Raw genomic sequence first — 19655 nt, 5'->3', positions numbered from 1 at the left:
TGTTCCCTGGCCCCGCGTTGCTTTAGGGTAACGCCACTGACCTTCAAACATTCGAATTCAGGACACCTCCCATGACCACCTTGAACCAAGCCCACTGCGAAGCCTGCCGCGCCGATGCCCCGCAAGTCAGCGATGAAGAACTGCCAGTGCTGCTCAAGCAGATCCCCGACTGGAACATCGAAGTGCGCGACGGCGTCATGCAGTTGGAAAAGGTTTTCCTGTTCAAGAACTTCAAGTTCGCCCTGGCCTTTACCAACGCCATGGGTGAAATCTCCGAAGCCGAAGGCCATCACCCTGGCCTGCTCACTGAATGGGGCAAAGTCACCGTGACCTGGTGGAGCCACTCCATCAAGGGCCTGCACCGCAACGACTTCATCATGGCCGCACGCACCGACGAAGTGGCCAAGACTGCCGAGGGCCGCAAGTAATGCACTTCGACGCCATTGGCCGCGTGCCCGGCGACCCGATCCTCGGGCTGATGGACCTGTATGCCCAGGACGCCAACCCGAACAAATTCGACCTGGGCGTGGGCGTCTATAAGGACGACCAGGGCCTGACGCCAATTCCCCACTCGGTGAAGCTTGCGGAGCAGCGCCTGGTCGATACCCAGGTGACCAAGACCTACATCGGCGGCCATGGCGACGCAGCTTTTGGCACCCTGATCAGCGAGCTGGTGCTCGGTGCCGATTCGGCCTTGCTTCGTGAGCGCCGTGCCGGCGCCACCCAAACCCCGGGCGGCACCGGTGCCCTGCGCTTGAGCGCCGATTTTATCGCCCAGAGCCTGCCTGGCCGTGGCGTGTGGCTGAGCAACCCGACCTGGCCGATCCACGAAACCATCTTCGCCAAGGCTGGCCTCAAGGTCAGTCATTACCCTTACGTGGGCAGTGACAACCGCCTGGATGTGGCGGCGATGCTGGCAACGCTGGCGGCGGTGCCCGAGGGCGATGTGGTGCTACTGCACGCCTGCTGCCACAACCCGACCGGCTTCGACCTGTCCCAGGATGACTGGCGCCAGGTGTTGCAGATTGTGCGTGAACGCCAGTTGCTGCCGCTGATCGACTTTGCCTACCAGGGCTTTGGCGATGGCCTGGAGCAGGACGCTTGGGCGGTGCGATTGTTCGCATCTGAACTGCCGGAAGTGCTGGTCACCAGTTCCTGCTCGAAGAATTTTGGTTTGTATCGCGATCGTGTGGGCGCGCTGATCGTATGTGCAGCGGATGCGGAAAAACTCACCGATGTGCGCAGCCAACTGGCGAATATCGCCCGCAACCTGTGGTCGACACCGCCGGATCACGGTGCTGCCGTGGTAGCGACCATTCTTGGTGATGCCGAGCTGAAAAAACTCTGGAGCGAGGAAGTCGAGGCCATGCGTTCGCGGATCGCGCACTTGCGTTCCGGGTTGGTGGAAGCCTTGGCGCCCCATGGCTTGGCCGAGAAGTTTGCCCATATCGGCGCACAACGCGGAATGTTTTCCTATACCGGTTTGAGTGCCGATCAGGTCAAGCAACTGCGCGAGAAGCACAGCGTGTATATGGTCAGTTCAGGCCGGGCCAACGTGGCCGGGGTGGATGCGACACGTTTGACACTGCTGGCCCAAGCCATCGCCGACGTTTCCAACTGAAAACCCCGGGACCCAATGTGGGAGGGGGCTTGCCCCCGATTGCGGTGTGTCAGCTGAATATTTGCTGGCTGATCCACTGCTATCGGGGGCAAGCCCCCTCCCACATTTTTAACCGAGTTGGTTTTTAGCCCGTGACCATTTCAGCCTTGAGCTGCGCCTCCCGGGCCTGCGCATCCGCCAACCGGTACAGCTCGATATGCCCATCCCAGTGCTCGATCAACGCCGTGCATGACTCCACCCAGTCCCCACAATTGAGGTAATCCACCTCTCCCACTTTGCGAATCTCGGCATGGTGGATATGCCCGCACACCACGCCATGCAGCTCGCGCTTGGTGACTTCGTGGGCAATCGCTTCTTCGAAATCGCTGATAAAGCTCACCGCGGTTTTCACCTTGTGCTTCAGGTACGCCGACAGTGACCAGTAGCCGTAGCCATAGCGTGCACGCCAATGATTGAGCCAGCGGTTCAGCGTGAGGGTGAATTCATACGCCGAATCACCAAGGAACGCCAGCCAGCGGTGATAACGGGTGATCACATCGAACTGGTCGCCATGGATCACCAACAGGTGCCGACCATCGGCGGTCACATGCACCGCCTCGTCCACCAGCTGGATATTGCCCAGGATCAGCTTGGAATAGCGCCTTAAAAACTCATCATGATTGCCGGTGACGTAGATCACCTCGGTGCCGCGCTTGGCCATGGTCAGCAGGCGGCGGATCACGTTGGTGTGCGCCTGGGGCCAATACATGCCGCCGCGCATTTTCCAACCGTCGATAATGTCGCCCACCAGGTAGACCTTGTCGGCGTGGTAGCCCTTGAGAAACTGTGACAGATGTTCGGCCTGGCAATCCCGGGTGCCCAGATGCACGTCGGAAATCCACAGGGTTCGCACCCGTTGCTTGCGGCTGGGCTTGGTGAACTCGGCATGGCTCATGGGCATCCCTCACGCTGTTTTCGCGAGCTTGCGCCTTGGCGATTAATAGCCCATGACAACTACGCGTCAGTCTGATGACAGCGCTCATGCCCCCAAAGCGTTGTAGACTGGCGCCTTGCCGCCCTGGAGACCGCGATGAGTCCGAGCCTCACGCTACGCCATTACCTCGAAGCGCCCATCGCACACAGCCATGATCATGCGCAGTTGGTGTTCGGTCTGTCCGGGCACCTGGACCTGGAAGTCGATGGCCGTGGCAGCCAGGTACGCGAAAGCAGTGTGATGGTGCTGCCCTTCTCCACCCACCACGCCTGTGGCAGCCGCGACGGTAGTCGCTGCCTGGTGCTGGATGTGCCAAACGAGCATTGGGTGGTGCAATCTTTGGGTGAGCATGCCGATGCCAGTCGTCGCTTGCTGGGGCAACCGTCGCGACTGACGCTGAATCCGCGGCAAAGCCAACTGGTGCAGTGGCTGGCGCACGGCCCGGTGCACGACCCGCTGATCGTCCAGCAAGGTGCGGTGCTGTTACTGGCCACTCTCAATCATCCCCAGGCCCAAGCGCTGCCAGGTCGACGCTTGCCTTATGCGGCGTTCAATGCCCATATCCAGCGCCACGCTGCGCACCCATTGCAGGTGGCTGACCTTGCGCGTATCGCCGGGCTCTCCGTGGCGCGCCTGCATGCACGCTTCATGGCCGAACGCGGGCAAACACCGATGGATTATCTACGCAGTCGTCGCCTGCATATGGCCCTGGAGCTTTTGCGCAGCACACCGGTGGCCATTGGTGAGATTGCCGAGCGCGTTGGCTATGCCTCGCAAAGCGCATTCAGTGCAGCCATGCTTCGCGAGTTTGGCGCCTCCCCTAGCGCCCTGCGCCGGGGCGACTGACGAGAGTCCCACGCTAAAAAACGCGAGGCCGGCGACAGACGCCCGCGAACCAACCCTCTAGACTGCGAGGCTGTTTCCCCGTTGGTTCAAGGATCGCAATGACTCCCCGCTCAGCACTTGGCGCCCTGCATATCGGCGCACTGATGTTTGGCCTCACTGGCGTATTCGGCAAGCTGGCAGCGGCGTCCCCTGCCATCATCGTATTTGGGCGTGCCGCGTTTGCCGTGCTTGCCCTGGCGGTGTTTGCCCGCTTTGCCAGCAACGCGCCCTGGAAGAAACTGGAGATGCGCGACTGGCGCCGCTTGCTGGTCAGCGGTGTGCTGCTGGCTGCCCATTGGGTGACGTTCTTCATTGCCGTCAAAGTCGCCGGTGTAGCCGTGGCGACCCTGGGATTCACGGCCTTCCCGGCCTTTACCGTGATCCTTGAAGGGTTGATCTTCCGCGAGCGCATTCGTGCCAATGAGGTGCTGCTGGTGACCCTGGTCACCGTTGGCCTGGTGCTGGTCACCCCGGATTTCAACCTTGCCAGCGAGGCCACGGGCGGGTTGCTGTGGGGGATCGCCTCGGGGTTGTTGTTCTCCTTGTTGTCGTTGAACAATCGCGCCAGTTCCGGACGCATTCCTGCGGTACAGGCAGCGCTGTGCCAGAACGTCGTGGTCGCAGCCTGTCTGCTGCCGGTGGCCGCCCCAGGGCTGGCGGACGTGCGCGCCATTGACTGGCTGTGGATCGGGCTGCTGGGCGTGTTTTGTACTGGCCTTGCCCATAGCCTGTTTGTCGCCAGCCTCGCGGTGATCAAGGCGCGCACCGCCTCGGTGGTGTTTGCCATGGAGCCTGTCTACGGCATCACCGTGGCCTGGCTGCTGTTCGCCGAAACGCCGACCTTGCGCATGCTGCTGGGCGGCGCCTTGATCATCGTCGCCATCGTGCTTTCCGGCCTGATGGGCAGCGCCAGCCAGGCTAAACAGCCGACGGCAACGGCCTGATCTATACTTCAAGCGTCCGCAACAGTCTGTAGTCGTTCAACGGATAAAGACTCCTCGACGACAGCCATGGTGTTTTCTGAAGTTGCTGCAAGCGAGTGGTCATCCCTCAATGCGATGCAGGAGCTTCATTATGGAAATGCTCATCAGCTTGCTGGTCCAGATCATCAGTGGTGCCGTCGGCGGCAACATCGCCGGCATGACCAGGCAGAGCCTGGGGACGGGGCTCAATACCTTTCTCGGCGGGGTCGGCGGCCTGGTGTTGGGCCAGATTGTCGCTGCACTCACAGGCACCACCCATGGCGAAGCGCTGGATGTGGCTGCGGTCGGCAGCAATATTGTCGGCGGTGGCGTCGGTGGCTTGGTGTTGACGTGGGTGGTTGGTTTTATCAAGCAAAAGCTTGCCGCCAAATAGCGATAGGGTCACCGCCCCTCTGTGGCGGTGACCTTCATTGAGTACGATCGTTATGGCCCAGGTCGCGCTGCGGGTCGATCTGATCGCGCACCCGCTGTTTAAGCACCTTGGCTTCGGGAAAGCCGCCGTCGGCCTTGCGTTCCCAAATCTGCACCCCATCACAGGTGATGCGAAAGGTGCCGCCGGTGGCCGGTTCCAACGCTACGCGCCCCAGGTCATCGGCAAATGTACTGAGCAGCTCCTGGGCCAGCCAGGCAGCGCGCAACAGCCACTGGCACTGGGTGCAATAAGTGATAACGATCTCGGGTTTGCTTGCAGACATAATTTAAGCGGCTCCTGACATGACGGGCCCGGCGAATCGGGTGGCTATAATAGCGGCCTTTATCGCCCAGCCTCGAGATTGATGATGCGCCGCCTGTTGTCCTGCCTGTTCCTGTGCCTTGTCCCCCTGCTTGCCGACGCCTTGGAAACATCACGCCCCAAAATCGGCCTGGTGCTGTCCGGCGGTGCCGCCCGCGGCCTGGCGCATATCGGCGTGCTCAAGGCCCTCGAGGAACAGGGTATCCATATCGACGCGATTGCCGGCACCAGCATGGGCGCGGTGATTGGTGGGCTGTACGCGTCGGGCTACAAGATCGATGAACTGGAGAAGCTCGCGCTGGGTATCGACTGGCAGCAGGCCCTGTCAGACGCCCCACCGCGGGAAGACGTACCGTTTCGACGCAAACAGGACGACCGGGATTTCCTGGTCAAGCAGAAACTCAGTTTCCGCGACGACGGCAGCCTCGGCCTGCCGCTGGGCGTGATCCAGGGCCAGAACCTGGCACTGCTGCTGGAAAGCATGTTTGCCCATAGCAGCAACACCCGTAACTTCGACAAGCTGCCGATCCCGTTCCGCGCCGTGGCCACCGACATCACCACCGGCGAAAAAGTCGTGTTCAGCAAGGGCCACCTGCCCCAGGTGATACGCGCCAGCATGTCGATCCCTGCCGTGTTCGCCCCGGTGGAGCTCGACGGGCGCCTGCTGGTGGACGGCGGCATGACCGACAATATTCCGTTGGATGTGGCGCGGGAGATGGGCGTCGACATCGCCATCGTGGTCGATATCGGCACCCCGCTGCGCTCGCGCAAGCAACTGGCGACCGTGGTGGACGTGCTCAACCAGTCCATCACCTTGATGACCCGGCGCAACTCTGAAGAACAACTCAAGGCCCTGAACCCCAAGGATGTGCTGATCCAGCCGCCCCTGGCCGCCTTTGGCGTGACGGATTTCGGCCGCGCCAAGGACATGATCGACGCCGGCTACCGCGCCACCCGCGCCCTTGATGTACGCCTGGCGCACCTGCGCCCCGCCGAGCCCATCGACCCTGAGCTGGTGGCTGCTCGCACGCCGGGCGAGCGAACCCCGGTGATCACCGCGATACAGGTGGAAAACGACTCCAAAGTCAGTGACGACGTCATCCGCTACTACATCCGCCAGGGGCTGGGCGAGCCACTGAACCTGGGCCGCCTGCAATCGGACATGGGCACCTTGTACGGCCTGGATTACTTCGAACAGGTGCAATACCGCGTGGTGAAAAAAGGCTCGGACAATACCCTGGTGATCAGCGCGCGCGGCAAACGCAGCGGCACCGATTACCTGCGCCTGGGCTTGAACCTGTCGGATGATATGCGCGGCGATAGCGCCTTCAATCTCGGCGCCAGCTATCGTGTCAACGGTATCAACCGCCTCGGCGCCGAATGGCTGACGCGGGTGCAGATCGGTGATCGGCAAGAGCTGTACAGCGAGTTCTACCAGCCGATGGACACCGGCTCACGTTACTTTGTCGCGCCGTATATCAGAGCCGAGGCGCAGAACGTAGAACTGGTCCTGGACAACGACCCCATTTCCGAATATCGCCTGGAACGCTACGGTTTCGGCTTGAACGTGGGCCGGCAGATCGGCAACAGCGGCGAGATCCGCTTCGGCGTTGGAGAAGCCTGGGGCAAGGCCGACGTACGTATTGGCGACCGCGACCTGCCGAGCGTGAGCTTCAGCGAAGGCTTCTATGAACTTAAATATTCATTCGACTCCTTTGACAACGTGTACTTCCCCCATAGCGGCGAGGACATCGGCCTGGCCTATCGTGAATTCGAACCGGGACTGGGCTCGGACCAGCGTTACCGCCAATGGGAGTTCAAGCTGGACAAGGCCATGAGCTATGGCCCGGACACATTGATACTGGGCGGTCGTTACGGGCGCACCCTGGATAATTCGGATGTGGTGATTTCCAGCTTCCAGCTGGGCGGAGCGCGGCAATTGTCGGGCTTTCGCCAAGATGCGATCTCGGGGCAGAACGTCAGCCTGATGCGCGCGGTGTACTTCCGCCGACTGACCCCGCGTTCGTACCTGCCGCTGGACTTCCCGTTGTACCTGGGCGCCTCACTGGAACGGGGCCGGGCGTGGAACAACGATAATGAATTCGACAGCGGCTATATCAACGCCGCGAGTATCTTCCTCGGGTTTGATACGCCTCTGGGGCCGCTGAATTTCAGCTATGGGTTCAATGATGATAACCAGAAGGCGGTGTACCTGAACCTCGGCCAGACCTTCTGACACAGCACCGAACTAATGTGGGAGGGGGCTTGCTCCCGATGGCGGGGTATCAGTCAACAATTCTGTAGCTGGCCCACCGCAATCGGGAGCAAGCCCCCTCCCACATTTTGATCCCCAGTGAATGGGCGATCAGGACTTTTCCAGGTTCGCCAGGATGTGCTCATGCACACGCATGCACACGCGCAAATCCTCTTCATTCACCCCTACGAACAATTCATGACGCAACGCCGTGGCAATGGTCTCGATCTGGTCGATCAGCGGTTGAGCGGTATCACACAGCAGGATGCGTTTGGCGCGGCGGTCTTCCACCACGGCCTGGCGTTGCACCAGGCCCTGACCTTCCAGGCTGTCGAGCAGACGCGCAAGGGTCGGCCCTTCCACGCCGACACTTTGTGCCAATTCACGCTGGGTAGGGGCTTGTGCAAAACGGGCTAAATGCAACAGCACCAGCCATCGCGCCTGGGACAAGCCCAGCCCCGCCAGGCGGCGGTCCAGCTCGGCGCGCCAACCTCGGGACATTTGCGCCAACTGCATGCCAAAACGGTGTTGATCGGTTAACGGCATAAAAAACTCATGTTTAAGACTGAAAATAAAGTGTGGCTAATTATTAGTCAGCTAAGCATGAGCCATGTCAGTAGGCAAGGCCCCGTATGTACTGATTCGTTACATTGTCGTAATTGGCACACTAAATTTCGAATTCCGACTGCAAAGCAGCGCGTACGCAGTACAAAACTCCCTCAGGAACACGCCCAGTGAACAATGGAGCGATCTCCACGACAGGTGGCAATTCGCCTTCTCCGTCGAGGAATGCATCCTGGATTTCACCGAGCAAATCCTCAGGCAAATCAAGGGCCTGCTCCAACGACAATTGCTGCTTGCCGATGGCTTCGGCGAGCAAGGTATACACATTTTTCTCCGAGCATTGCAGCTGACCGGCGATCTGGATCGGGGTCATTCCGGCGCGGGCCAGGCTGATCAGTTCGTGGCGAATATCGGCCACTTCCTTCGGTGCTTCGGCCTGGCCACCGAGCACTTCGAGGAACGCCTGGCCGTAACGCTCCAGCTTGCGCGCACCCACACCGCTGACCCGGGCCATTTCGGCCATGGTGGTGGGTTGTTCGCGAAGCATTTCCAGCAAGGTAGAGTCGGGGAAGATAACGTAGGGCGGCACGCTGTGTTCCTGTGCCAGTTTGCGCCGCAAGGTGCGCAGGGCTTCCCACTGCTCGCGCTCCTCGCCCCGTACAAGCTGGCTGGCCTGGCTGGTGCTGCTGCTCTTGGCAGTGGTCTGGGGCTTGAGGTCACGGCGCAGCTCCAGGCTCACTTCCCCCTTGAGCAACGGCCGGCAACTGTCATTCAGCCGCAGCCCGCCGTAGCCCTCGATATCGATGTCGACCAGGCCACGGGCAACCATCTGCCGGAACAGCGAGCGCCACTCGCCTTCGGCGCGGGCCTTGCCGACGCCGTAGACCGAGAGTTTCTCGTGACCGAAGCTGCGGATTTTCTCGTTGTCCTTGCCCAGCAACACATCCACCAGGTGCCCCACGCCATAGCGCTGGCCGGTGCGGTAGATCGTCGACAACGCCTGGCGCGCCGGCTCGGTGGCGTCCCAGGTCTGCACACCGTCGATGCAGTTATCACAGTGGCCGCAGGGCTGCGGCATGTCTTCGTCGAAATAGGCCAGCAGCGTCTGGCGCCGGCAGCGGGTCTCTTCACACAACGACAACATGGCATCGAGCTTGTGCTGCTCCAGGCGCTTATGACGTTCGTCGCCTTCTGAGTTCTGCAGCATCTGCTTGAGCATCACCACGTCTTGCAGGCCGTACACCATCCAGGCATCTGCCGGCAGGCCATCACGGCCGGCGCGCCCGGTTTCCTGGTAATAGGCCTCCAGGGACTTGGGCAGGTCCATGTGCGCGACGAAACGCACGTTGGATTTGTCGATACCCATGCCGAAGGCGATGGTCGCCACCATGATCAAGCCTTCCTCGTTGAGGAAGCGCTTCTGGTGATAGGCACGCAGATCGTTCGGCAGGCCGGCGTGGTAAGGCAACGCCGGATAGCCCTGTTCGCAAAGGAACGCGGCGACTTCGTCGACCTTCTTGCGCGACAGGCAATAGACAATACCCGCATCGCTGCGCCGCTCGGACAGGAACGCCAGCAACTGTTTGCGCGGCTGCTCCTTGGGTACGATGCGGTAGAAAATATTGGGCCGGTCAAAGCTCGACAGGAAACGCTCGGCGTTCTGCAGATGCAGGCGCTCGACGATCTCTTCGCGGGTACGTTTGTCGGCGGTGGCGGTCAGGGCGATGCGCGGCACGTCGGGGAACAGTTCCGCCAGCTGGCCAAGCTGCAGGTATTCGCGGCGGAAATCGTGCCCCCATTGCGATACACAGTGGGCTTCGTCAATCGCGAACAGGGCAATGTCCAGGCTCTGCAGGAAGGACAGCATGCGCGGCTGCACCAGGCGCTCGGGTGCCAGGTACAACATCTTCACCTCGCCACGCTTGATGCGGGCGGCCAGGTCGCGCTGCTGTTCGGCGCTGAGGGTGGAGTTCAAAGACGCAGCGGCGACACCAAGCTCTTCAAGGGTGGCGACCTGATCGTCCATCAACGCAATCAACGGTGATACCACCACGGCCAGGCCATTGCGCAACAGTGCCGGCACCTGGAAGCACAAGGATTTGCCGCCACCGGTAGGCATCAGCACCAGGGCATCGCCGCCATTGGCCACGCGCTCAATGATCGCACCCTGGCGGCCACGAAAACTGTCGTAGCCGAAGATGTCCTTGAGGACGCGTTGAGCCTGCTCGAGCATGTAAAACTCCAAAATGGTGCCGAAATCCCTCTGTACAGGCTGGCCGAAAAAATGCGCTGCCACGGTAAATAATCCGTAAGCGAAGTTTTCCCGGATTGGCGCTGGGCCTGCAGGGGCATCACAAAACGCGGCAGTATACCCGAGCATCATCCGCCAAAGGGCGCGCCTGACGAATAGACGGCCACGCTAAAACCGGGCAAATGTGCGGTGCGGCTGGCCTGGGCGCTCAAGAAAGCCTAGAATTCAGCATCGTTTATTCCCAAGGTAGCCCTTCAATGTCCTTCGCTGAGCAACTAACCCGCCTGCAAGCCTTCCTCGACGCCGATGAGCTGCATGACGAGGCGCTGGACTACGTGGCCGCCCACGGCTACCTGACCGCCCTGTCGATCTCTTCTGACGTCGTGCCGGACCGTGAGTGGATCGACGCCTTGTTCGCCGAAGAGCCTCACTACGCCGACGCCGCCCAGCGCGAAGAAATCGAAGCGACCCTGCTGGCCCTCAAGGCCCACATCGGCCGCCAGCTGGCCTCCGATGAGGAATTCGAGCTGCCATGCGACCTGGACCTGGGTGAAGAACCGGACGACTCCGACCTGCGCGGCTGGTGCATCGGTTTCATGGAAGGCGTGTTCCTGCGCGAAGCCGCCTGGTTCGAAACCGCCGAGGAAGAAGTCAGCGAAATGCTGCTGCCGATCATGGTCGGTTCCGGCCTGTTCGACGACCAGCCGGAGTTCGCCGACATCGCCGCCGACGCCAACCTGATGGACGACATGATCGTACAGATCCCGGAAGCCCTCACCGCGCTGTACCTGCTGTGCAACGCGCCTGACGAAAAACCGGCGATCCTCAAGCCACGTCACCACTGAGTCGCTTGCCCGTGGCACCCATGGGCAACCGCTCGCTGCTCCTGCGCTATACGCTGCTGGCCATTGGCTGGCTCAGCGTAGCGCTGGGAGTGATAGGCATTTTCCTACCGGTGTTGCCGACCACGCCCTTCCTCCTGCTCGCCGCCGCCTGCTTCGCTCGAAGCTCCCCGCGTTTCTACCGCTGGCTGGTGGAGCACCCGCGCCTGGGCCCCTGGATCCGTGACTACCTGGACGGCAATGGCATCCCGCTCAAAGGCAAGGCCTACGCCATCGGCTTGATGTGGTTGAGCATCGCGATCTCCTGCTACCTGGTACCCCTGCCCTGGGCACGCGGTTTCATGCTGACCAGTGCGGTCCTGGTGACGATCTATATCCTGCGCCAGAAAACCCTGCCACCGCGCTGACGCACCTGCGACATTAGATCCCACACGACCTTGGTCGACACTGACTAACCCCAGGCATCATGCGAGACTGTCCAACCGGGCCTGGAGTGCCTGGGTGTTCTTATGCTCGGAGTTACCATGACGCTGTCCAGCGGGCTGATTGCCGCCGTTGCCCTGGCCTATATGGCCATTATGTTTGCCATTGCCTTTTACGGTGACCGCCGCCATGCGCCGCTGCCACCGCGTGTGCGTGCATGGGTCTACAGTTTGTCGCTGGCCGTGTACTGCACCAGCTGGACTTTCTTTGGCGCTGTAGGCCAGGCCGCCGAACAGTTGTGGGCATTTTTACCGATCTACCTGGGACCGGTGCTGCTGCTGGTGTTGGCACCCTGGGTGCTACAGAAGATGATCCTGATCAGCAAGCAGGAAAACATCACGTCGATTGCCGACTTTATCGCCGCCCGCTACGGCAAATCCCAGTCCCTGGCGGTGGTGGTGGCGTTGATCTGCCTGGTCGGCGTGCTGCCCTATATCGCGTTGCAACTCAAAGGCATCGTACTGGGGGTGAACCTGTTGATCGGCGCCGGCCCTGACACCACCGGCACCCGGGCCCAGGACACGGCTTTGATCGTGTCCCTGGTGTTGGCGCTGTTTACCATTGTGTTTGGTACGCGCAACCTCGATGCCACCGAACACCATCGTGGCATGGTGCTGGCGATTGCGTTTGAGTCCCTGGTCAAGCTGTTTGCTTTTCTTGCCGTCGGTGCGTTTGTCACCTACGGCTTGTACGACGGTTTCGGCGACCTGTTCAGCCAGGCAATGCTCGCGCCACGCCTGGAGGAATACTGGAAAGAGACCATCAATTGGCCCTCGATGGTGGTACAGACCGGCGTCGCCATGATGGCGATTATCTGTCTGCCACGGCAATTCCATGTGACCGTGGTTGAAAACATCGACCCCCAGGATCTGCGCCTGGCCAAATGGGTGTTCCCGGCCTACTTGATCCTGGCTGCATTGTTCGTGGTGCCCATCGCCCTCGGTGGCAAGATGCTGCTGCCTGGCTCGGTGCTGCCAGACTCCTATGTGATCAGCCTGCCAATGGCCCAGGCCCATCCAGCTCTCGCTGTGCTGGCGTTCATTGGCGGTGCCTCGGCCGCCACCGGCATGGTGATCGTGGCCAGCATCGCCTTGTCGACCATGGTTTCCAACGACATGCTGCTGCCCTGGCTGTTACGGCGCTCCAGCGCCGAGCGGCCATTTGAAGTATTCCGCCACTGGATGCTCTCGGTACGCCGGGTGAGCATTGTGATTATCCTGTTGCTGGCGTATGTGAGCTACCGCCTGCTGGGTTCTACCGCCAGCCTGGCTACCATCGGCCAGATCGCCTTTGCCGCCGTGACCCAACTGGCCCCGGCAATGCTCGGCGCACTCTACTGGAAGCAGGCCAACCGCCGGGGCGTCTTTGCCGGCTTGGCCGCGGGTACATTCCTGTGGTTCTACACCTTGGTCCTGCCAGTTACCGCGAAAAGCCTGGGTTGGTCGCTCAGCCTTTTCCCCGGCCTGACCTGGATGCATTCCCACCCGTTCGGGCTGTCGGTGACGTCGCTGACCTTGGGCACCGTATTTTCCCTGGCGGGTAACTTCACCTTGTTCGTGTGGGTGTCAATGCTGTCACGCACCCGGGTATCCGAGCACTGGCAGGCCGGGCGTTTCATAGGCCAGGAAATCAGCCAGCGCGCCAATGCCCGGTCCATGTTGTCGGTGCAGATCAGCGACCTGCTCAGCCTGGCGGCACGCTTTGTCGGCGAAGAACGTGCCCAGCAGAGCTTTATTCGCTTTGCCTATCGCCAGGGCAAAGGCTTCAACCCCAACCAGAATGCCGACAACGATTGGATCGCCCATACCGAACGCTTGCTGGCGGGCGTACTGGGTGCCTCTTCGACGCGAGCCGTGGTGAAAGCGGCGATTGAAGGGCGGGAAATGCAGCTGGAGGACGTCGTACGGATCGCCGACGAAGCCTCCGAGGTGCTGCAGTTCAACCGTGCCCTGCTGCAAGGCGCCATCGAGAACATCACCCAGGGCATCAGCGTGGTGGACCAGTCCCTCAAACTGGTGGCCTGGAACCGGCGCTACCTGGAGCTGTTCAACTACCCGGACGGCCTGATCAGCGTCGGCCGGCCGATTGCCGACATCATTCGCTACAACGCCGAGCGCGGCTTGTGCGGGCCTGGCGAGGCAGAGGTGCACGTGGCGCGCCGCCTGCACTGGATGCGCCAGGGCCGTGCGCATACCTCCGAGCGCCTGTTTCCCAATGGTCGGGTGATCGAGCTGATCGGCAACCCGATGCCCGGCGGCGGCTTTGTCATGAGTTTCACCGACATCACCGCGTTCCGCGAAGCCGAACAAGCGCTGACCGAGGCCAACGAGGGCCTGGAGCAACGGGTGACCGAACGCACCCATGAACTGTCGCAGCTCAACGTGGCCCTCACCGACGCCAAGGGCGTGGCCGAGTCCGCCAGCCAATCGAAGACGCGATTCCTGGCGGCGGTGAGCCACGATCTGATGCAACCGCTGAACGCCGCACGGCTGTTCTCCGCCGCCCTCTCCCATCAGCACGACGGCCTGTCCAGCGAGGCACGGCAGCTGGTGCAGCACCTGGACAGCTCGTTGCGCTCGGCCGAAGACCTGATCAGCGACCTGTTGGATATCTCCCGCCTGGAAAACGGCAAGATCAATCCACAACGCCAGCCCTTTGTACTCAATGAGCTGTTCGACACCCTGGGCGCTGAGTTCAAGGCGCTGGCCCATGAGCAAGGCTTGCGCTTCCGTTGGCGCGGCAGCCGCTTGCGGGTAGACAGCGACATCAAGTTGCTACGGCGGATCCTGCAGAACTTCCTGACCAATGCCTTCCGTTATGCCGACGGCCCAGTGTTACTTGGCGTACGTCGACGCCAGGGCGAACTGTGCCTGGAAGTCTGGGATCGCGGCCCGGGTATTCCGTTGGATAAACAAAAGGTGATCTTTGAAGAGTTCAAGCGCCTGGACAGCCACCAGACCCGCGCCGAAAAGGGCCTTGGCCTGGGCCTGGCGATTGCCGACGGCTTGTGCCGCGTGCTGGGCCACCGCCTGAGCGTGCGCTCCTGGCCAGGCAAAGGCAGCGTCTTCAGCGTGTGCGTGCCGCTGGCGCGCAACCAGGCCAGCCCGCAACCCAAGGCGCCGGCGGAAAACGGGCTGCCTTTGAGCGGCGCCCGGGTGCTGTGTGTGGATAACGAGGAGAGCATCCTGATCGGCATGCGCAGCCTGCTCACGCGCTGGGGCTGCGAAGTCTGGACCGCAGCCAATCAGGCCCAATGTGCGGCACTGCTGGCCGACGGCATGCGCCCGCAACTGGCACTGGTGGATTACCACCTGGACCATGGCGAAACCGGCACCGAGCTGATGGGCTGGCTACGGGCGCAATTGGCCGAGCCGATTCCCGGTGTGGTGATCAGCGCCGACGGGCGCCCGGAGATGGTCGCCGAGGTGCATGGTGCGGGGTTGGATTACCTGGCCAAGCCGGTGAAGCCGGCGGCGTTGCGGGCTCTGTTGAGCAGGCATCTGCCTCTGTAAATGGCTTGTACTCGGTCAAAATGTGGGAGGGGGCTTGCCCCCGATAGCCATGGGTATCAACACATCTTTGATGTAGCGACCGCCGGTAACCACGATGCGCAGCGAGCCGCTCTTGATCTTGCTTTTGATCTTAGGCGCCCCGTTAAACCACGCTGGCCGTAATTCGACAGGGATTTGGGGGGTAAACCGGCAGGGATGCCGGTTTAGCCGCCCCGCACCAGGGAGGGCGCGTGGCGGCGGCCCCCCAAATCCATGGCGGATTACGGGCACACCGAGCCTGGGCGAGGTGCCGAGTGGTGGGGCAAGAGCGTTTGGGTTACTTTTGCGCTTTTCAAAAGTGACCCGCTGTAAAAGCGGAACCAATAGTGGTCGTTACCGCGGCAATGGATATGTACTCGGTCTGATCCAACATTCTGGTCGGCTGTCAGGCCGCCATCGGGGGCAAGCCCCTCCCACATTTGGATCGCGGTGCATCAGTTAGATAGCTATAAGTTGCCAGGCAGCAAGCTCCCTTGCAGAGGAGCAGCGGCGTACCAAAGTTGTGTAGATACCCATGCCCCGATAGCGGTGTATCAGCCAACACATTGGGTGACTGATACTCTGCTATCGGGGGCTTGCCCCCTCCCACATTTGGCCCTGTGTTTATTCGGGGAGATGCGCTACGCCATCCGAATCTGTCATCGCCCGTTCCAGCAGATCCGCCGGCAGGCTCTTACTGGCACGGGCACCGAGCAGCCTTAGTTGCTCGGTACGACTGACCAGATTCCCGCGTCCATCTGTCAGTTTGTTTCGCGCCGCGCTGTAAGCCTTGTCCAACTGTTGCAACCGATTGCCCACCTCGTCCAGATCCTGGATAAACAGCACGAACTTGTCGTACAGCCACCCGGCACGCTCGGCAATTTCACGGGCATTCTGGCTCTGGCGCTCCTGTTTCCACAGGCTGTCGATCACCCGCAGGGTGGCGAGCAAGGTGGTCGGGCTGACAATCACGATATGGCGGTCAAAGGCCTCCTGGAACAGGTTGGGCTCGGCCTGCAATGCCGCGGAAAAAGCCGCTTCGATCGGCACGAACAGCAGGACAAAGTCCAGGCTGTGCAAACCTTCGAGGCGCTTGTAATCCTTGCCGGCCAAACCTTTGACGTGATTGCGTAGGGACAGTACATGTTGCTTCAAGGCCGCCTGGCCGATTACATCGTCATCCGCCGCGACGTATTGTTGATAGGCGGTCAAGCTGACCTTGGAGTCGACCACCACCTGCTTGTCGCCCGGCAACATGATCAGTACGTCCGGCTGGAAACGCTCGCCATCCGGGCCTTTGAGGCTGACCTGGGTCTGGTATTCACGGCCTTTCTCCAGGCCCGCGTGCTCCAGCACCCGCTCAAGGATCAGCTCACCCCAGTTGCCCTGGGTTTTCTGGCCCTTGAGGGCCCGGGTCAGGTTGGTGGCTTCATCCGACAGGCGCAGGTTCAGTTGCTGCAAGCGCTCCAGCTCCTTGGCCAGGGAAAAACGCTCGCGGGCTTCGTTCTGGTAGCTTTCTTCGACTCGCTTCTCGAACGACTGGATGCGCTCCTTGAGCGGATCGAGCAGTTGGCCCAGGCGTTCCTGGCTGGTTTCGGCAAAGCGCTGCTCACGCTCATCGAAGATTTTGCCGGCCAGCTCGGCGAACTGCGCACGCAGCTCATCCCGTGAGCCTTGCAGGTCAGTGAGGCGTTGTTGATGGCTGTCTTGTTGCTCGCGCAGTTCCGCGCTCAGGGCCGCGGCCAGCGCGTCGAGACGCCGCAGCTCGGTTTCCTTGGCACTGCGGTCGAGGTTCCAGGCGTGGGCGGCATCGCGGGCGTTATCACGGTCGATCTGCAACAGCTCGACTTCGCGGCGCAAGGCAGCCAGGTCGGCCTGCTTGGCGGCATTGGCATGGCTCAGGTCACTGATCTCATCGCGACTGGCGTCCAACTGGGCAGCGAGCCCCTCCTGGGCCAGTTGCGCGGTCGCCAGGCGCTCTTCCAGCAGTTCCCAGCCGGTGGCCCGTGCGCTCAGACGTCGCTGGAGTTGCCAGCACAGCGCCAACAAAGGTACTGCTGCGCCAACAAGTCCCAAGGCGATACTGGTCCAGTCAACAACCATAGCCATTTCTGCCATCACCGAAAAAAAACAAGGGTAACCAAGCGCAGGGCTGGAGGACAGCTCAGTCTTCGACCTGCCCCAGTTCGCGCTGGGCGCGCCGGTCGCCGGCGCGGGCGGCCGAGCGCAGCAGGTCGTAGCCTATACGGCGGTCGCGGGCGTTCCCGCATTCCCGACACATCAGTTGGCCCAGCCGGCTCTGCGCGGCCACTACCCCTTCCCGGGCGGGCTGTTTGAGCAAGCGTCCAGCGAAGTGTTTGATGTTGGTACTTTGCCCCAGGCGAGGGCTATCGAGCAGCCACAAAGCAACCTTCAAGGAGAAACGCTTGGGAGCGGTAACAGTTTGAGGAGTGTCGGTAACAGAAGGTGATACTGAGCGAAACTTCATAAAGCACTGTGGGACAGAACGGAAGGCGCGCCACTCTACTCTTTTTTTCGTACAGGTAAAGCTGAAAAAACCCGGCACGCCCGTTCTAGAGCAAGCGCTCGGGACAATCCACAGAAGCTGTGGATAACTCAGTGGACAACCCCCCTTGAACGGGCGCAAAGGCCCACGGAACGGGGGCCGCAGTCAAACTGACGATTTTTTCACCAATAAAAAAAAGCGAGATTTTTCATTGACTTAAATTTTGAATGCAGGCAAATGGGCGCGTTTCCGGGCAAGTGACAGCAGGGTTACACATCCGGCAACCCATGTGCACAAGTAGCTGCTTGCTGGTTATATCGTCGGCATTTTTTGATTCAACACGCCTTAAACATGTTACTGGCGTGACGCAACCAGGACTTTTCAAATCTCTTGCGGCTCGCCACACTGCCTCAGGTGTTCGAGGCTGGCCGATCCTTGCGCTTGACCCTCGCCGCCTATGGACTCGGTTGCGCCCTCGCCGCATCGGCGACGGTATTGATCTATCGCTGGCTGCTTGGCGGCTGATTGAAGTTTTTTGCTGACGCGCTTGCCTTCCCTGGTTCAACCCGTTACTATCCGCGGCGTTAGTACCAAGCTGAAAGTCAATTCTGGTCGACCAGTCCCTTGCAAAACACGGGATCGACCACCTCGATGGTTTCCAGGTATTCCTTGCGACGACACAGCCTTTGAACAAGCAAAGGGTGTCGCGAAGTCTCAATACTCTGACCGAACCAACCTGCAAATTGATCAGGATCTTCACCCTGGGCCCAGAACCTTTGCCCCTGTTGTGTTGCCTGCCCTCCTAAGTACCTACCTGCCAGCCCAAGCGCGCCTAATTTATCAGCGCTTCAAACTGGCTGCTTTGTTCCAGTCAGGTTCTTCGCTCGATCAATGGTGATCAGCGTTACTGGAACGTTTTAACGTTGCACGGTTCTTATCCGTGTCATTTGTAGGAACACCAATAATATGAACGCTCAAATCCACACTCAGGATGCCATTCGCACCCTCACTAACGCTTTTGCCCCAATGAACTGCCTGATCATGGCCGCTCGCAAAGGCTGCTTCAGCTTCACCCTGGTCAACGAGCACGGCATCGCACGTCACAGCGAACGCCTGTACCCCGATCAATACTCCAGCGCAGAACCGCTGCAGGCCGTGATCGAGCGTACCCGTCAGGCACTGACTGCCTGATCGACCCGAGTCGCTGAAACACAAAAAACCCTGTTTGAAACACAGGGTTTTTTATTGCCCGAAATTCGACTTGGCAGCCTTCGTATTAAGTCCGAACAGATATAAACCTTATAACTAAATGAAGAAGATGTTTTAAAAACAGTCTTTTACATCATGAATATGACACTACACTTCAACTCGAGCGGCATGATCCGCTTGCGACGGGCCTGAGATCCGATTCACCGCTGCCAAGCCCTCCCTTCTCAGGCTCGTCCACCCTTTTATTGGACTGAGGCTTGTATGGGTATTGCCGCCAGCGAATTGTGTCGTTATGTGATCAGGCCGACGTTGATGTACCTCGGCCGCCATGACCCTGCAGCCGAATCCCTGCTACTGGGCATTGCTGCCAGTCAATCGGAACTGGGCTCGGCCTTGCATGATCGACGCGGCCATGGCCTCTACAGCATCACCGAACCGCGCCACCGCGCCCTCTGGGATGATTATCTTGCACTGGACCCCGAGCGGGCGAGCCTGGTACGCGGACTAGCCAGCCAACATGCCTTCCTCAGTGCACCTCAGTTGGAACTGACGGTAAACCTGCGCTACGCCACGGCCATCGCTTGGCTGTTGGTGGAACAGCGTCGCTACACACTGCCTGCGCCCGGCGATGTGCTGGCCATGGCGCGTATCTGGAAAGAAATTTTTCATCCGCAAGGTCGACTGCGGGATTTCACTCAAGCGTGGCAAACCTGCGCCTGCCCCATAAAACAGGTGGCGTGCTGACCGGGCAAAATGCAAGATTCGCCAAAAACCCTGAATTCTGGTCGGATTGTCCTACAAAACCGCTCTATCTCCCGCAT

At 60.6% G+C, this 19655-nt stretch carries 18 protein-coding genes; 12 read left to right on the top strand and 6 right to left on the bottom strand.

Annotation, left to right across the window (positions count from 1 at the left end; all coding sequences use genetic code 11):
• The first annotated feature begins 71 nt into the window (after positions 1 to 71).
• Positions 72 to 428: a 4a-hydroxytetrahydrobiopterin dehydratase gene (locus tag NMB39_RS08515; protein ID WP_005790113.1), complete on the top strand. Its 357-nt coding sequence runs from the start codon at positions 72 to 74 to the stop codon at positions 426 to 428.
• Positions 428 to 1621: an amino acid aminotransferase gene (locus tag NMB39_RS08510; protein ID WP_494339413.1), complete on the top strand. Its 1194-nt coding sequence runs from the start codon at positions 428 to 430 to the stop codon at positions 1619 to 1621. The genes NMB39_RS08515 and NMB39_RS08510 overlap by 1 nt, the downstream gene beginning before the upstream one ends.
• Before the next feature lie 124 nt (positions 1622 to 1745).
• On the opposite strand, the gene NMB39_RS08505 is transcribed toward NMB39_RS08510, so the two are convergent.
• On the bottom strand, positions 1746 to 2555 hold the full coding sequence (locus tag NMB39_RS08505; RefSeq protein WP_046071775.1) for a UDP-2,3-diacylglucosamine diphosphatase: 810 nt from the start codon (positions 2553 to 2555) through the stop codon (positions 1746 to 1748).
• 135 nt (positions 2556 to 2690) lie between these two features.
• On the opposite strand from NMB39_RS08505, the gene NMB39_RS08500 reads away from it, so the two are divergent.
• The 3 genes from NMB39_RS08500 to NMB39_RS08490 all read left to right on the top strand — a co-directional run bounded on the left by NMB39_RS08500 (position 2691) and on the right by NMB39_RS08490 (position 4835).
• Positions 2691 to 3440 (top strand): AraC family transcriptional regulator, encoded by a 750-nt coding sequence (locus NMB39_RS08500; RefSeq protein ID WP_057023046.1) that lies wholly within the window; start codon positions 2691 to 2693, stop codon positions 3438 to 3440.
• A 98-nt stretch (positions 3441 to 3538) separates the two neighbouring features.
• A complete protein-coding gene (locus tag NMB39_RS08495; protein WP_057023047.1) occupies positions 3539 to 4423 on the top strand; it encodes a DMT family transporter in 885 nt (294 codons plus the stop codon).
• A gap of 130 nt (positions 4424 to 4553) precedes the next feature.
• Positions 4554 to 4835 (top strand): hypothetical protein, encoded by a 282-nt coding sequence (locus tag NMB39_RS08490; protein ID WP_056847910.1) that lies wholly within the window; start codon positions 4554 to 4556, stop codon positions 4833 to 4835.
• A gap of 34 nt (positions 4836 to 4869) precedes the next feature.
• Here NMB39_RS08490 and NMB39_RS08485 read toward each other — a convergent pair whose 3' ends face one another.
• Complete coding sequence (locus tag NMB39_RS08485) at positions 4870 to 5157, bottom strand: Rdx family protein (RefSeq protein WP_046071771.1); 288 nt, start codon at positions 5155 to 5157, stop codon at positions 4870 to 4872.
• Positions 5158 to 5241: 84 nt separating this feature from the next.
• On the opposite strand from NMB39_RS08485, the gene NMB39_RS08480 reads away from it, so the two are divergent.
• On the top strand, positions 5242 to 7431 hold the full coding sequence (locus tag NMB39_RS08480) for a patatin-like phospholipase family protein (RefSeq protein ID WP_494339414.1): 2190 nt from the start codon (positions 5242 to 5244) through the stop codon (positions 7429 to 7431).
• 129 nt (positions 7432 to 7560) lie between these two features.
• On the opposite strand, the gene NMB39_RS08475 is transcribed toward NMB39_RS08480, so the two are convergent.
• Positions 7561 to 7995, bottom strand: coding sequence for a MarR family transcriptional regulator (locus tag NMB39_RS08475; RefSeq protein ID WP_046071769.1), 435 nt, complete (start codon positions 7993 to 7995; stop codon positions 7561 to 7563).
• Between the two features lie 121 nt (positions 7996 to 8116).
• Positions 8117 to 10246, bottom strand: a complete 2130-nt coding sequence (gene recQ / locus NMB39_RS08470; protein ID WP_057023049.1) for a DNA helicase RecQ — start codon at positions 10244 to 10246, stop codon at positions 8117 to 8119.
• Between the two features lie 275 nt (positions 10247 to 10521).
• On the opposite strand from recQ, the gene NMB39_RS08465 reads away from it, so the two are divergent.
• From NMB39_RS08465 to NMB39_RS08455, 3 genes are all read left to right on the top strand, one after another.
• On the top strand, positions 10522 to 11109 hold the full coding sequence (locus tag NMB39_RS08465; RefSeq protein WP_043049657.1) for a UPF0149 family protein: 588 nt from the start codon (positions 10522 to 10524) through the stop codon (positions 11107 to 11109).
• Positions 11110 to 11129: 20 nt separating this feature from the next.
• Positions 11130 to 11513, top strand: a complete 384-nt coding sequence (locus tag NMB39_RS08460) for a YbaN family protein (protein WP_057023050.1) — start codon at positions 11130 to 11132, stop codon at positions 11511 to 11513.
• 117 nt (positions 11514 to 11630) lie between these two features.
• On the top strand, positions 11631 to 15101 hold the full coding sequence (locus tag NMB39_RS08455; protein ID WP_198719593.1) for a hybrid sensor histidine kinase/response regulator: 3471 nt from the start codon (positions 11631 to 11633) through the stop codon (positions 15099 to 15101).
• A 642-nt stretch (positions 15102 to 15743) separates the two neighbouring features.
• On the opposite strand, the gene NMB39_RS08450 is transcribed toward NMB39_RS08455, so the two are convergent.
• Complete coding sequence (locus NMB39_RS08450; protein ID WP_172833439.1) at positions 15744 to 17108, bottom strand: DNA recombination protein RmuC; 1365 nt, start codon at positions 17106 to 17108, stop codon at positions 15744 to 15746.
• Positions 17109 to 17283: 175 nt separating this feature from the next.
• Positions 17284 to 17607, bottom strand: coding sequence for an SEL1-like repeat protein (locus NMB39_RS08445; RefSeq protein ID WP_057023052.1), 324 nt, complete (start codon positions 17605 to 17607; stop codon positions 17284 to 17286).
• A 408-nt stretch (positions 17608 to 18015) separates the two neighbouring features.
• On the opposite strand from NMB39_RS08445, the gene NMB39_RS08440 reads away from it, so the two are divergent.
• The 3 genes from NMB39_RS08440 (at position 18016) to NMB39_RS08430 (ending at position 19578) form a co-directional block, all read left to right on the top strand.
• Complete coding sequence (locus NMB39_RS08440) at positions 18016 to 18150, top strand: hypothetical protein (RefSeq protein WP_255320398.1); 135 nt, start codon at positions 18016 to 18018, stop codon at positions 18148 to 18150.
• Between the two features lie 441 nt (positions 18151 to 18591).
• Positions 18592 to 18816, top strand: coding sequence for a hypothetical protein (locus NMB39_RS08435; protein ID WP_005790139.1), 225 nt, complete (start codon positions 18592 to 18594; stop codon positions 18814 to 18816).
• Between the two features lie 279 nt (positions 18817 to 19095).
• Positions 19096 to 19578, top strand: coding sequence for a hypothetical protein (locus tag NMB39_RS08430; protein ID WP_057023053.1), 483 nt, complete (start codon positions 19096 to 19098; stop codon positions 19576 to 19578).
• Positions 19579 to 19655: the final 77 nt, after the last annotated feature.

The sequence above is a fragment of the Pseudomonas sp. FBCC-B545 genome, from assembly GCF_059134095.1.
This window is presented reverse-complemented; position numbering and strand designations above follow the sequence as displayed.